11 protein-coding genes and 1 pseudogene are annotated in these 13,091 nt (G+C 55.6%); 5 read left to right on the plus strand and 7 right to left on the minus strand.

Features of this window, described 5'->3' with window-relative positions:
- Positions 1 to 43 precede the first annotated feature (43 nt).
- From rsmB to OEL57_RS00490, 4 genes are read left to right on the plus strand one after another with little or no spacing between them, the layout of a single operon-like run.
- Positions 44 to 1,417, plus strand: a complete 1,374-nt coding sequence (gene rsmB, locus OEL57_RS00475) for a 16S rRNA (cytosine(967)-C(5))-methyltransferase RsmB (protein WP_300735753.1) — start codon at positions 44 to 46, stop codon at positions 1,415 to 1,417.
- Positions 1,414 to 2,079, plus strand: coding sequence for a ribulose-phosphate 3-epimerase (rpe, locus tag OEL57_RS00480; protein WP_300735754.1), 666 nt, complete (start codon positions 1,414 to 1,416; stop codon positions 2,077 to 2,079). The genes rsmB and rpe overlap by 4 nt, the downstream gene beginning before the upstream one ends.
- A 13-nt stretch (positions 2,080 to 2,092) precedes the next feature.
- Positions 2,093 to 3,025: a diguanylate cyclase gene (locus OEL57_RS00485; protein ID WP_300735755.1), complete on the plus strand. Its 933-nt coding sequence runs from the start codon at positions 2,093 to 2,095 to the stop codon at positions 3,023 to 3,025.
- Between the two features lie 35 nt (positions 3,026 to 3,060).
- Positions 3,061 to 4,518 (plus strand): transglutaminase-like domain-containing protein, encoded by a 1,458-nt coding sequence (locus OEL57_RS00490; protein WP_300735756.1) that lies wholly within the window; start codon positions 3,061 to 3,063, stop codon positions 4,516 to 4,518.
- 7 nt (positions 4,519 to 4,525) lie between these two features.
- On the opposite strand, the gene OEL57_RS00495 is transcribed toward OEL57_RS00490, so the two are convergent.
- The 3 genes from OEL57_RS00495 to OEL57_RS00505 are packed head-to-tail and all read right to left on the minus strand — an operon-like array spanning position 4,526 to position 7,175.
- Positions 4,526 to 5,803, minus strand: a complete 1,278-nt coding sequence (locus tag OEL57_RS00495; RefSeq protein WP_300735757.1) for a M16 family metallopeptidase — start codon at positions 5,801 to 5,803, stop codon at positions 4,526 to 4,528.
- Positions 5,800 to 6,234 carry an HIT family protein gene (locus tag OEL57_RS00500; protein ID WP_300735758.1) on the minus strand — a complete coding sequence of 145 codons (435 nt, stop codon included), beginning with the start codon at positions 6,232 to 6,234 and terminating at the stop codon, positions 5,800 to 5,802. Before OEL57_RS00500 ends, OEL57_RS00495 begins: the two co-directional genes overlap by 4 nt.
- Positions 6,231 to 7,175 carry a sensor histidine kinase gene (locus OEL57_RS00505; RefSeq protein ID WP_300735759.1) on the minus strand — a complete coding sequence of 315 codons (945 nt, stop codon included), beginning with the start codon at positions 7,173 to 7,175 and terminating at the stop codon, positions 6,231 to 6,233. The genes OEL57_RS00500 and OEL57_RS00505 overlap by 4 nt, the downstream gene beginning before the upstream one ends.
- Positions 7,176 to 7,279: 104 nt before the next feature.
- Between OEL57_RS00505 and OEL57_RS00510 the strand changes: the two genes are divergently transcribed.
- Entirely contained in the window at positions 7,280 to 7,762 is a 483-nt protein-coding gene (locus tag OEL57_RS00510) for a hypothetical protein (RefSeq protein ID WP_300735760.1), read from the plus strand.
- 58 nt (positions 7,763 to 7,820) lie between these two features.
- On the opposite strand, the gene OEL57_RS00515 is transcribed toward OEL57_RS00510, so the two are convergent.
- The 4 genes and pseudogenes from OEL57_RS00515 to OEL57_RS00530 all read right to left on the minus strand — a co-directional run.
- The gene (locus OEL57_RS00515) at positions 7,821 to 8,372 is read right to left on the minus strand and encodes a hypothetical protein (protein WP_300735761.1); all 552 of its coding nucleotides are present in this window, start codon (positions 8,370 to 8,372) and stop codon (positions 7,821 to 7,823) included.
- Between the two features lie 44 nt (positions 8,373 to 8,416).
- Positions 8,417 to 10,933 carry a helicase C-terminal domain-containing protein gene (locus OEL57_RS00520; protein WP_300735762.1) on the minus strand — a complete coding sequence of 839 codons (2,517 nt, stop codon included), beginning with the start codon at positions 10,931 to 10,933 and terminating at the stop codon, positions 8,417 to 8,419.
- A 1-nt stretch (position 10,934) separates the two neighbouring features.
- A complete protein-coding gene (locus tag OEL57_RS00525; protein ID WP_300735763.1) occupies positions 10,935 to 12,881 on the minus strand; it encodes an ABC-F family ATP-binding cassette domain-containing protein in 1,947 nt (648 codons plus the stop codon).
- A gap of 3 nt (positions 12,882 to 12,884) precedes the next feature.
- Positions 12,885 to 13,091: pseudogene (locus tag OEL57_RS00530) on the minus strand (macrolide ABC transporter ATP-binding protein); the annotation flags it as partial.

The following is a 13,091-nucleotide window of genomic DNA, read 5'->3' on the forward strand; positions in this document are numbered from 1 at the left end:
AAATTGTTGCCAATACAGCCTGTTACGTTCTATGCTGCTGACCATGTCCAAACAGAAACCTGCCACACAAACAACCAGCTCACCCCGCCAAGCCGCCTACACGGCTTTGCAGCGGCTATCCGGTAGCGACCTGCATGCCGATGATCTGATTGATCAGGAGTTATCTCACAATCAGCTGCAGGGGCCTGATCGCGGCCTGTTTGCCGAGTTGGTCTTCGGCGTGCTACGCCGTCAGGGGACCCTTGACCACTACCTGAAACAGCTGGTGCAGCAACCCCTTGAACGGCTGGAACTGCCGGTCTTGCTGTTGTTACGCCTGGGGCTGTATCAACTGCGTTACCTTGACCGGGTACCCAGCCACGCTGCAGTGCATGCCACCGTAGAACTGACCAATGACATCCTGCCCCGTGCCAAGGGATTAATTAACGGGGTCCTGCGCAGCTACCTGCGCCAGCAGGAAACGCTTAAACTTCCCGATCCTGCCCTGCAACCAGCAGCCTGGTTATCTGCAGCCTATTCCGTACCTGACTGGCTGGCGGAACAATGGTTGCAACAGTTTCCACAAAATGAAGCAGCCGGACTTGCGGCGGCATCCACCGAAATTCCGCCACTCACCCTGCGGGTCAACACCCTCAGGGCCACCCGCAGCGCCCTGGTGGAACGCTTACAGGCTGCAGAGTTTACCGCTGAGCCATGCCGGTTTGCGCCTGAAGGGATCCAGATCCTGCAGCGCTGCCAGATCACCAGCCTGCCTGGCTTTGATGAAGGCCTGTTTATGGTGCAGGATGAGGCATCACAGCTGGTAGCCCATCTGCTGGCGCCCCAAACCGGTGAACAGGTACTTGATATGTGCGCTGCACCGGGCGGTAAAGCCACCCATCTTGCTCAGCTGATGAACGGCCAGGGCTGCGTTACCGCAACAGACCTGAATGCCCGCCGTATCCGCCGTATCTGTGAGTCTGCAGAACGGCTCGGCTTAACAAATATTCAGGCCGTGGCCGGTGATGCCCTTGGCAACGACTATCTTGAAGGAATGCAGTTTGACCGGATTCTGCTGGATGCCCCCTGTTCCGGCCTGGGTGTCATCCGCCGCAACCCTGAGGCAAAGTGGCGGCTGACACCTGCCGAGATCAGCCGTTGTGCTGCCCGCCAGCGCCTGTTGATTAATGCAGCTGCCGCCCGGCTTAAACCGGGCGGCGTGCTGGTCTATGCCACCTGTTCTACAGCAGTGGAGGAAGATGAAGCGGTAATCAAGGATTTTCTTTCACGTAATCCCGAGTTTGTGGTAGAAAATGGCGCTCAGCTCTTTCCTGAGTGGGCAGATCTGTTTGACAACTCCGGCTATCTGCGTGCCTGGCCCCACCGCCACGGGACCGATGGTTTTTTTGCTGCACGACTGAAGAGGATTAACCGATGAAAAAGATAGCACCATCCATACTTTCTGCTGATTTTTCCCGTCTGGGGGATGAAGTCCGGGCTGTTGAGGCTGCCGGTGCTGATTACATCCATATTGATGTCATGGATGGTCGCTTTGTGCCCAACATCACCATCGGCCCGCTGGTGGTTGATGCCGTGCGGAAGGTTACCAGCCTGCCGCTGGATGTACACCTGATGATTGAAGAACCAGAACGGTATGTAGAGGATTTTGCCAAGGCCGGTGCCGACATCATTGTGGTACATGCCGAGGCCTGCCGCCACCTGCACCGGGTGGTACAGCAGATTAAGGGACTGGGCAAGAAGGCCGGTGTCTCCCTGAACCCTGCTACACCGCTGAATGTACTGGACTATGTCCTTGAAGAGCTTGATCTGGTGCTGTTGATGACCGTCAACCCCGGTTTTGGCGGTCAATCGTTTATTGAGGCCTGTATCCCCAAAATTCAGGCGCTGCGTGGCATGCTGGATCGCCGTGGTTGTGAGGCAGAACTGGAGATCGACGGTGGCGCCAAGCCGTCCAATGTTGCACGGATCGCCCATGCCGGGGCTGATGTTCTGGTGGCCGGCAGCGCCGTATTCGGCAGTAATGATTATGCTGCCACTATTGCTGAAATGAAGCGCCTGATGCAGGAACCTCGCCTGTAAAAAAGGGAGTCTTATGGCTGACAGTGTACTGATCATTGACGACTCTGAAGCTGTCCGGGAGAAGATCATCAAGACCCTGGAGTCTCGCGATCTTTTTTCCCGTTTCTATCAGGCTGAAGACGGCCTGGAGGGGTTCAAGAAACTGCTGGCATCGCCGGTGGATATTATCCTTTGTGACCTTGAAATGCCCCGCATGGATGGCTTCAAGTTCCTGGGGATGCTGAAGGGAAGGCCGGAAGTATCCGACACCCCGGTCATCATCCTTACCGGCAACGACGACCGCGAATTGAAGATTAAGGGACTTGAGCAGGGGGCCTGCGACTTTATCACCAAACCGTTTGATCCTGAGGAGCTGGTGGCCCGGATGCGGGTCCACCTCAAAATCAAACACCTGCAGGACGACCTCAAACGCTCCAATGAACTGCTGCTTGAGCTGTCCAACACCGACCACCTGACCGGCCTGTTCAACCGTCGTTTCCTGATGGAAGCGCTGGATAAAGAGGTACAACGGGCGCGGCGCAAGGATGGTCAAGTTGCCCTGTTGCTACTGGATATTGATCACTTTAAACGGGTCAACGACACCCATGGCCATCTGCAGGGTGATGTGGTTCTGCAAAAGGTGGCGTTGCATATTCAGAAAGAGCTGCGCAGCTACGATATTGCAGCCCGTTACGGCGGTGAAGAGTTCGTAGCGGTATTGCCGGACACCTCCTTAAAGGAGGCCTTTAACGTGGCAGACCGGATCCGGCTTTCAGTACAGGGGATGCGTTTTGCCGGTTCCCTGGCCGATGAACGGGTCACGGTCAGCCTGGGAGTTGCCCTGTTTCCCTCCCCCTGCTTTGATGATATTGACGGCCTGCTACGGGCTTCCGACGAGGCACTCTATCAGGCCAAGGAACGGGGACGAAACCGGGTCATCATCAGCGACCCCGGCTGCAAGCAGTAAACGATTCACCTACTCTATTTACAGGACACTCTACGATGTCACTATTCAAGCGATCTTTTTTTCTCCTGCTCTCGGCGGCCCTGGCCGCCGTTTTTTTATCTCTGCCAGTCTTTGCGGCTGCAACACCGTATCAGATTACTGCTCCCCCCTTGGGAGAACGCTGGTTTTCCATCCTGATCGATAATGAGCAGGTTGGCTTCTACCGCCAGCAGACCGCTGCCCTGCCGGAAGGTGGCTACCGGATTGAAGGGGATGGGTCTGTCAGGATGAAGGTGATGGGCTTTACCAAAGAATCCAGCTCCCGGGAGATCTATCAGATCGCGCCAAATCTTGCTTTAAGAACCGTAGAGGTTGAACAGACCATCAATGGCAGCAAATCCCGTCTGAACGGCAAGATGGTTCCTGGTGGGCTGCAGATTAAACGGGAGGCCAACGGTAAAAGCAGCGTAAAAATCCTGAAGACCAAGTCAGAACTGTTTCCCGGACCGACCCTGAACCTGATGCCGCTTTTCAAAGGTACGGCAATGGGAAAAACCCTGCGGTTATTCAGTTTTGACCCTGAAGAACTGGCTATCAAAGAGGTTAAGATCATGGTACTGGGAGAAGAGAAGACGCCCGACGGCCAACCTGCGCTAAAGCTTCGTAACAACCTGTATCCATTTGTTGACAATGATATCTGGGTAGATCAGCTAGGCAATACCCTGCTGGAATCAGTACGGGACGGGCTGGTGATTACCAAGGCTGATCCGCCTGAAAAACTGGCCGCTTTTATCAGCGGCATGGTCCTTTCAAAAAAAGACCTGATCTATGATTTCAGCCAGGTACGGATCAGTCCGTCTCTCAAGCATGCTCCTGCAAAACTGGCTGGCCTATCCGTAGAGATCAGCGGTTACGGTGATCAGATCCCTGTGTTAAGTAACGGTTCACAACAGGTTGAGCGTCAGCAAGACAAGGTAGTCATTACTACCGGTAGCCTGCGCAAACCGGCTGAAGCAGTGCTCACGGTTGCAGAAGAAGCATACCTGCAGCCTGCCGAAGGGATTGAGTCCACGGCAGCAGAAATAATCAGTAAATCAAAAGAGTTGACGGCTAACTTAAAAACCGGTCAGGAACGGGTTCAGGCGCTGACAACCTGGACTGCCAACTGGCTTGAGGACAGTATTGAAGATGGCGGTAGCGCACTAGTGGCGCTTGGCAAAAAACGAGGCAATTGCCAGACACATGCCAAGTTGTACACCGCTCTGGCACGTGCTGCGGGCATCCCGACCCGTTTTGTCTCCGGTCTGGTCTCCCAGGACGGAACCGGCTTTCTCTACCACAGTTGGGCAGAAAGCCTGCTGGAGGGACGCTGGATAGCGGTTGACCCCACCTTTAATCAGGTTCCGGCTGATCCAACTCACCTGGCCTTTTTTGAAGGCAACCGGTTGACCGATCTATCGCCACTGGTGGGGGTAATTGGTAAAATCAAGGTAACCATACTGGAAGAACGATAGCACTACCCTAAAACTGCAACAATTGTGCAATTTCCTGCTGATCAATACTCTCTATCGGCCCGATAACCCCTAGAAAACGGTTTTCGGGCCTAAACAGTTCTGCTGCCAGCCCTTGCAACTCTGCCGCAGAAACCTGCGCAACCAGCTGCTGGTCATCATCAATACTGCGGGACACCCCCATCAGCGTGCCCCAGCCAAACCGGATCCCCATCTCGCTGACCGAATCACGGCTGTAATCCAGATCTGCCAGATAAACGGTTCTGACTCGCTCCAGTTCCGCTTCCGGCACCGGAGACGCTGCCAGTAACCGTAACTCTTCCAGGGTTGCCTTCAACACGGTGGCCAGATTTTCAGGTGCGGTTGAGAGATCAATCGAAAGACAGCCGGTCTCATCATAACTGCCGATTGAGGCATCAACCGAATAGATCAGCCCCAGACGTTCACGTAACGCCAGGTGCAGCCGCGAGCATCCACCCCCTGCCAGAATCCTGCGCAGCAGCTTCAGGGTGGTCAGCTCCGGCGCTGCACGGTGGCAGGAGCGGAATGCAAGCTGCATCGTAATCTGGCTATCAGAATCCCTGACAAACCTGCAGCTTGGGCCAGCCCCCAGTGGCGTTACAACCGGTTGTATCGCCGGCACTTCTGCCCCTTGCCAGCTCCCCATAAAACGCTCTGTTGCCTCCACAATCAGGCTGTGCTGCACAGGACCTGCTGCCACCACCACGGCATTGTTAGGACGATACCAGGTGGCAAGGTGCTGGTACAGATCCTGTTCCGTTATCCGGGCAATATCTTCCAGACTGCCCACCGTGGATTCCCCCAGCGGGTGATCAGGCCAGAGCATCCGCCCCACCACCAGATCAGGGCTGATTTCATCGCCATCCTGGCTGATATCCTCCAGCGCCTCTTCACCGATAATTCGACGCTCAAGCTCGATCCCCTCCAATCGGGGACGTAACAGCATGGAAGCCAGGATTTCAAGCCCTTGCGTTGCATAACGGGGGTGAATCCTGCCATAGTAACAGGTTGAGTCGGCATCGGTGGCAGCATTGATTCCACCCCCCAGCGACTCGAAAGCTGCCTCAATCTCAAGTGAGCTGGCGTACTCGGCAGTCCCACGAAACAGCATATGCTCCAGAAAGTGCGACAGACCGGTTCTTCCGGCCGGATCGTTACGGCCACCCACCTTCAGGTAGACCGCCACATCAGCGCTGTGCAGGTGCGGCAACTCCACCGTAACCACCCGCAGACCATTGGCCAGTGTTGTGCAACTGGGCCTTTTCATCGTTTTTCCAGTGCTTGGCGGATCTGGTTACAGCGCTGGCGATACGCTTCTGAAGTAAGGATAGTTTCTACATGGGGTTCAGACCAGATCGGCCTTGGCCACAACGATTCACTACTGAAGCGTGGCACCAGATGCCAATGGATATGGGGCACCATATTACCCAGCAGCTCATAGTTGATCTTGTCCGGCTTGAAAAGAGCAGCAAGGGCGGCTGCGGTTCTGGTCACCTCTTCCATCATCCCCTGACGGGTCTTGAGATCCAGATCAAACAGTTCGGTGCTATGCTGCTTGCTAAACAGCAGACAATAACCGGGGAAAAACTGATCACGGTTCAGGATCAGGTAACTGTATTCAAACTCCATAATTCTCAGTTCAACATCATCATCCCAACGGCTGCACATCGGGCAGGCTGGTGTTTTTGTACAAATCATGATTTCTCCACAAGTGGTAACTGCAGGGTAATGGTGCAACCGCTACCGGGACCGGCACTTTCAGCCTGCACCGTGCCTCCGCAACCTTCAATAACCGACTGGACAATATACAGCCCCAGGCCAGTTCCGCGAATCCGTTCATCAGGTTGTTCTACCCGGTAGAAACGGCGAAAGATCTTACGCAACTCACCTGCGGCAAGACCGCGACCATGATCCTTCAGCGAAATAGCCGCCCAGCGGCCTTTGCGGCTCAGCCGTAACTCAAGTTCCGGCACACCGGGCGAGTACAGTACGGCATTTTCCAACAGGTTGCGCAGCACCGTGCCCAGCTCATCAGGCTCCACCGCCGCCTTCAGATCAGATTCAAGCTGCAGCTCAAGTCGGGTGCCCGGAGGCAGGCGGTCACGGTTTTCATCCAGATATTTCTGCAAAAAGGCCGAAAGATCAATCACCCGCCGGTCAGCCGGTCGACGACGTTGCTCAATCCGGGCGGCCAACAGCAGATTGTCGATCTGGGAATGCAGACGATGGGTATCATCCAGCATGGTATCCACAAAACTATCAAGACGCTCTACTGATGGACGGCGTAACTGAATCGTCTCAAGGTGAAGCTGAATTGATGCCAGGGGTGATTTCAGTTCGTGGGTCACCTGGGTGATAAACTCACGCTGTTCCTGATACAGACGAGACTGACGTCGCCAGAAGATGAACAACGTATAGACACCAGCCAGAATAGCTGCCAGCAGCAGCAATCCCTGCACCAGTGGTGACCAGCCCTCTGTCCGGGCCAAAAGCTCGGGGCTGTAGCGACCAGCCAGTTCCTTTAGCTGACGATGCCGGCCCACGAACCAGGTCACCCACAGCACCACTACCACCACCCAGACCAGCTGGATAGCAACCAGTGCAATCACGGGGTTAACTATACGACGAATCAGCTTCATCTGATATGACACGTCTTTCCTGGTTGAATTTGAAACATTGTTCTGTTATAACCCAAATCCGCTATAGATGACACCACTAACTATGTACAAAATAAGGAACAGTAATGGCATCCTACGACTTCACCCGCCTCAAACGTCTCACGATCATCTACAACGTAGTGCAGGTCGGCCTGCTTGGACTGTTGATGTTTATGGCCTACAATTTCATGCTGGCTTTTGCCAAGTACGGTATGTCCGGTTTATTTGTCAAGAGCTTCATTATGGCAGTGACGGTGCAGCTGATCTGTATGTATCCTGCCTGGTGGCTTGCCCGCAAGGATGTTGAGGTTGAGGTTGAGACAAGCCTTGTGGGGGTTACGCCTGAGCAGCTGTTGGCGCTACGCCGCAGACGGTTGATTGGTGATATCTGGAAACTCTCCGCCCTGGGTGCCTTTGTGGTCTTTGTGTATATGTCACCCAGTGTGGAAAAAGGTCGTGGCGCATCGCTGATCCTGTCGGTTTCCTACTACTCATTCCTGCTGGTGGCCCTTACCTACTTCCAGAGTTTTAACTTCATTACCAAAAGGCGCCGCAAAGAGCTTGCCTGAGAACTAACACCATCATCAATGAAACGGCCCGATATTTACCGGGCCGTTTCTGTTTCAGCTAGTCATTACCACGGCCGTGTCCATGGCCATGTTTTTTATGTTCTCTCCGCTCTTCTCGTCTTTCTTCTTTACGACGGTCCTTCTCATCCCGCCACTCTTCTTTGCCCTCTCTGCCGGGCCGGAAATGTTTGCCACGGTAGTGATCACGCTTTTCATGATAGGCCCGGTATTCATGATCGCGATAATAACGGATCTTTTCCACCTTGTATTTTCTGACCGGTGGAGGAAGCTGCTCGTAGCGGGTTACCGCCCAGGGACCATTATAATGATTGGCCCGATACCAGTGATTACCCTGGAAGAGGTAGTAGACACCGGAAATAAGAACCATATCATGGGGCATATCCACCCCCACATAGAATCCCAGAGAAGACGGAGCCAGAAAGAGCGGCGGTGCGTCAAAGACCACCCGGGGAGCAACCACGGCCACGCGCGGTGGCGGAGGCGGTGCAGGCACACCCAGGTTAACATTGACGTTAAAATTGGATTCAGCAGTTCCAAGTGACGGGACCGCCATAAGAGCTGCCAAAGCCAGAGCTGTTGTGATTCGCATCTGCTGTTTCCTCCTTAGTATAGAATGTCACAATCATAGCATATTCAATGCCATGATTGGAAAAACTGCTCCATCCGGCTGAATACTTCATCCAGTGGGGCGATCAGCTGGGCGGCCTCTGGCAGAGATTTCCTGAAGCGCGCACCATAATTCTTGGTCACCATCCGGCTGTCCAGGATCAACACCGCACCGCGGTCGCTCCGGCTGCGAATCAGGCGGCCAAACCCCTGGCGCAGCTTGAGTACCGCCTGGGGCACTGACATCTCCCGGAACGGGTCACCACCCAGAGCAGTGATCCGCTCAGCTCGCGCCTGCTGGATCGGTTCAGTGGGCACCTGAAACGGCAGGCGGGCAATCACCACCAACCGTAGGGCATCCCCCTTGACATCCACCCCTTCCCAGAACGAATCCGTCCCAAACAGCACCGCATGCTGATCTTTACGGAATTGAGCCAGCAGTTGATGCCTGCCTCCCCCTTCACCCTGACGCAGCACGGTGAGCCCCTGTTGTTCCAAAGCACTTTTCAATGCCGCATGGGTCTGGCGCAAAAGATCAAAGGAGGTGAACAGCACAAAGGCTCCCCCACGGGAGAGACTGACCGCCCGCAACACCGCATCGGCCAGCGGCTGACGGAAGGCATGACTGGTGGGATCAGGCAGGTCACGGGGGATTGCCACCAGCGACTGTTTGGCATAATCAAAGGGCGAAGCCAGGGCCAGTTCCTGCAGCCGCTCCGGCTCCAGCAGATCAAGCCCGGTTCTCCGGCGAACATAACCGAAGGAGCTACCCACCGTCAGAGTGGCGGAGGTCAGTACCACCGTGGGGATCGGATCAAACAGGGCGGTCTTGATGGTTTCAGCCACATCCAGAGGGGCCACACAGACCGTAGCCTGACTTCCCCGGCTGGTCTGTTTGGACTCCAGCCAGCAACAGGCCTCTGGATCATCGCTACAGAACCAGGCCAGTTCACGACTGATCGCCACCAACCGCTGACCAATACCAAAGGCATCGGTCAGCAGCCCGTTCACCGTCTGCATAACCGTGTCCGGCAGCTTGGCTGCAGCCCGATCCAGCGCCCCCAGACCGTCGGCCAGTTCCTGTAACTGCTCACCCAAACGCTTCAGACGGGATTCCAATTCATGCCAGAATGGCGTAGCCCGCACCTCCGGGGTAATCCTGCGCTTCAACTCACCACCGCGCTGATCATCACCCCGTTGCATTTCAGCCTGTAAGGTCTGGGCAAGCCAGTCCAGCTCGCGCTCAACGCTGCCTGACAGCTCATGGGTCTGGGGCAGCAGGGCCGCCTCGATCAGACCGGACAGCTCCTGATACAGGGCATCCAGTTCTTCCGGCAGTTCCTTGCCGATCCTGGTGTTCAGCACCGCCAGGATACCGGCTCTACCGCCGGATGGTGCCAGCCGGGACAGCTGCTTCATCAGCCCGCCCCGGCTGATCCTGACTGACAGCGCGCCGGTGGCGGCCTCTTCCAAATGGTGAGCCTCATCAATGATCAGACGGCTGAAGGGGGGCAGGATGGCAACGGCATCGTAGCCGCTCTCACGGCGCAGGGCGATATCAGCAAGCAGCAGGGCATGGTTGACCACCAGCAGTCGGGCCGAGGCAGCATCACGACGGGCCTTATAGAAAAAGCAGCGGTTAAACTCCGGGCAGCGGGAACGTCCACACTGGTCAGCCTCACAACGCAGGTCATCCCAGACCTCCCAGGCAGGATGGAAGGAAAGGTCGCTCAGGCAACCGCTGCGGGTAGTCTCACTCCAGGCAGCTATGGCCTGTAACTCCTCTGAAGCGCTGTCCGGGAACAGGGACGGCTCATCCAGCACGCCGCCCAGTTTACGCAGACAGAGGTAGTTGCCCCGTCCCTTGACCAGGCAGGCGGTGAACTCTGTGGCAGCATGACGCTGCAGCAGGGGGATATCCTTCTTGATCAACTGTTCCTGCAGGTTGATGGTGTTGGTGGAGATTACCACCCTCTGGTCATTACGCATGGCCCAGAGCAAGGCAGGCACAAGATAGGCCAGCGACTTGCCGGTGCCGGTACCAGCCTCAATCAGCGCCACGGTGTTGTCGTTAAAGGAGGTGGCCACGCTAAAGGCCATCCGCACCTGCTCATCCCGCTTTTCATAACCTTTGAGGTGCTTTGCCAGCATCCCATCACCGCCAAAGACCTTTTCCAGCTCATCAAAATTAAGCAGTTCGCCGGTACGGGGAGTATGGGGCGCCACCACCAGATAGCAGCGCTGGCAGTCATTGTCGATAATACCGAAGCCGATGCCGTTGTTACCGCAGACAGAGGCCAGATCCAGATCAGCATCAGAGGGGGTTAGTTCACCGGAAGGGTGGTTGTGCAGTACCATCTGCCCGGCAGAGGCGCGAGAGAGAATAGCTGGCACGGCGTGTTTGTTACCACGGGCTATGGCCTCGGCAGAGACCATGCAGCCATTATCATCCAGGCAGGCAATGAAGAAGACCTCATTACCACGGGCCTGCTTGATCTCAAAACGGATCAAGCTGCTGCAGTCAGGGGAGAATTCTGTGGCCACCTCAGGTGCAGCTTTCCCACAGTTGGTACAGCTCTTCTAACTTGGTATTTAAGGCGGTATGCTGCTCACCGGCTGCCAGACCTTGCTCAGGATTATCAAAGAAACCAGGGCTGTTCATCTCGACCTCTAGCGTTGCAATCTGCAGCTCAACTGCGGCAATCTCTTTTTCAATGGTCTGTTGTTGCTTTTCGCGGGCCTGTTCCTCCCGCTTGCGGCGTTTCTGTTCTTCTCGATCCTTGACTCGTTCATCCTTGTTCTGGGGGGGCAATGCTTCAGGAGAACCGTTTGCTGTGGTGTCGGCAGCTGGCCTGGCCTGTCGAACTGATGTCAGTGTGGGCTGGACGGCTTCACTCTCTTTTTTTGAGAGGTAGTATTCATAATCGCCGTAATAATCGGTCAGTGCACCTTCACCAACCTCCACAATCCGCGTTGCCAGACCGTTCACAAAGTAGCGGTCGTGGGAGACAAACACCACGGTGCCATCAAACCCCTTCAGGGCATCCAGCAACACTTCTTTACTGAACAGGTCCAGGTGGTTGGTGGGCTCATCCATCAATAGCAGGTTGGAGGGACGCAGTAGCATCTTGGCCAGGGCCAGACGGTTACGCTCACCGCCGGACAGTACCCCGACTTTTTTATGGATATCATCGCCGGAAAACAGGAAGGCCCCCAGAATATCCCGCAGCCTGGGCACCATCTCATAGGGGCAGTCACTGTACAGCTCATCATAGGCGGTTCTGGTTGCATCCAGCACATTGGCCTGGTCCTGGGCAAAGTAGTCAGCCACCACATTATGCCCCAACTTCAGACTGCCGCCCTGGTACTCGCCACCGGCCAGCACCGCCATCAGGGTGGATTTACCAGCCCCGTTGTGTCCAACCAGGGCAAGCCGTTCACCCTTTTCAACGGTCAGATCTACCTTATTCAGGACAACATTGCTGCCGTAGCTGCGGGTCAACCCCTGCAGTTCCAGCACAATCCTGCCGCTCTTGGGGGCATCAGGAAACTGGAAGCGGATCTTCTTACGCTCCGGCGGCAGTTCAATCCGCTCCACCTTTTCCAACTGCTTGATGCGGGACTGCACCAACGAGGCTTTGTTGGCCTGATAGCGGAATCGCTTGATGAAATCTTCAGTCTTCTGCACCTCTTCATCCTGCAGCCTCTTGGCCTCCCGCAGGGCAACCACCCGTTCTTCCCGCTGCACCAGGTAGGTGGAGTAGGAGCAGTGGTAGTCGGCAATGGTATGATTCCAGACCTCAGCAATGCGGGAGCAGACCTGGTCCATAAAGAAACGGTCGTGGGAGACCAGGATGACGGAACCGGGGTAGGAACAGAGGTACTGCTCCAACCAGTTGCGGGCCTCAATATCCAGGTGGTTGGTGGGTTCGTCCAGCAGCAGCACATCCGGTTTCTGCAACAGAAGCCGTGCAAGAGCGATCCGCATCTGCCAGCCGCCGGAGAACTGGCCGCAGTCCTTATGCCAGTCTTCCTGACTGAACCCCAGGCCCTTCAACACGGTGCCGATCTCGGCCTCCATGGTGTAGCCGCCGCGGTGTCGGAACTGTTCCTGCAACTCACCATACCTATGCAGCAGGTTGTCATGTTCGCTGCCATCATGGGGCAGCTGCTCCAGTTCCTGTCCCAGACGGTGCAGTTCTTCTTCCAGAGCCAACAGTTCTGACAGGGCAGAGCGAGCCTCATGGAACAGTTTGCGGCCGCTGGTGACAATGCCGTCCTGAGGCAGGTAGGCTGCCTTGGCACCCTTGGCAAGCTGGATATCGCCGCTACTGGACTCTTCCAGCCCGGCAATGATCTTCATCAGGGTTGATTTGCCAGCCCCGTTTTCGCCGATCAGGGCGACACGCTCACCTTTACGCAGATGCCAGGAGATGTTCGCAAACAGAACACGACCGGCATAGTCTTTTGAGAGATTAACTAGTTGGAGCATGGTTTAGTTGTGGTCTGCCGTGTCTAAAATAATTGAACCGTCACGAAAGGTAATCCGGCGGGAGGCATATTCTGCCACTTCTGGTTCATGGGTGATCATCACAATGGTGATGCCTTGTGTGTTCAGGTCAGTGAAGAGTTGCATGATTTCATGGGTGGTGGTGGTATCCAGATTGCCGGTGGGCTCATCAGCCAGTATCACCGCCGGTTC

This window comes from Trichlorobacter sp. (assembly GCF_030247655.1).
Lineage (GTDB): Bacteria > Desulfobacterota > Desulfuromonadia > Geobacterales > Pseudopelobacteraceae > Trichlorobacter.

Coding starts and splice junctions, on each gene's coding strand:
- rsmB (WP_300735753.1), top strand. CDS start 44: ATGTCCAAACAGAAACCTGCCACACAAACAACCAGCTCACCCCGCCAA.
- rpe (WP_300735754.1), top strand. CDS start 1,414: ATGAAAAAGATAGCACCATCCATACTTTCTGCTGATTTTTCCCGTCTG.
- OEL57_RS00485 (WP_300735755.1), top strand. CDS start 2,093: ATGGCTGACAGTGTACTGATCATTGACGACTCTGAAGCTGTCCGGGAG.
- OEL57_RS00490 (WP_300735756.1), top strand. CDS start 3,061: ATGTCACTATTCAAGCGATCTTTTTTTCTCCTGCTCTCGGCGGCCCTG.
- OEL57_RS00495 (WP_300735757.1), bottom strand. CDS start 5,803: ATGAAAAGGCCCAGTTGCACAACACTGGCCAATGGTCTGCGGGTGGTT.
- OEL57_RS00500 (WP_300735758.1), bottom strand. CDS start 6,234: ATGATTTGTACAAAAACACCAGCCTGCCCGATGTGCAGCCGTTGGGAT.
- OEL57_RS00505 (WP_300735759.1), bottom strand. CDS start 7,175: ATGAAGCTGATTCGTCGTATAGTTAACCCCGTGATTGCACTGGTTGCT.
- OEL57_RS00510 (WP_300735760.1), top strand. CDS start 7,280: ATGGCATCCTACGACTTCACCCGCCTCAAACGTCTCACGATCATCTAC.
- OEL57_RS00515 (WP_300735761.1), bottom strand. CDS start 8,372: ATGCGAATCACAACAGCTCTGGCTTTGGCAGCTCTTATGGCGGTCCCG.
- OEL57_RS00525 (WP_300735763.1), bottom strand. CDS start 12,881: ATGCTCCAACTAGTTAATCTCTCAAAAGACTATGCCGGTCGTGTTCTG.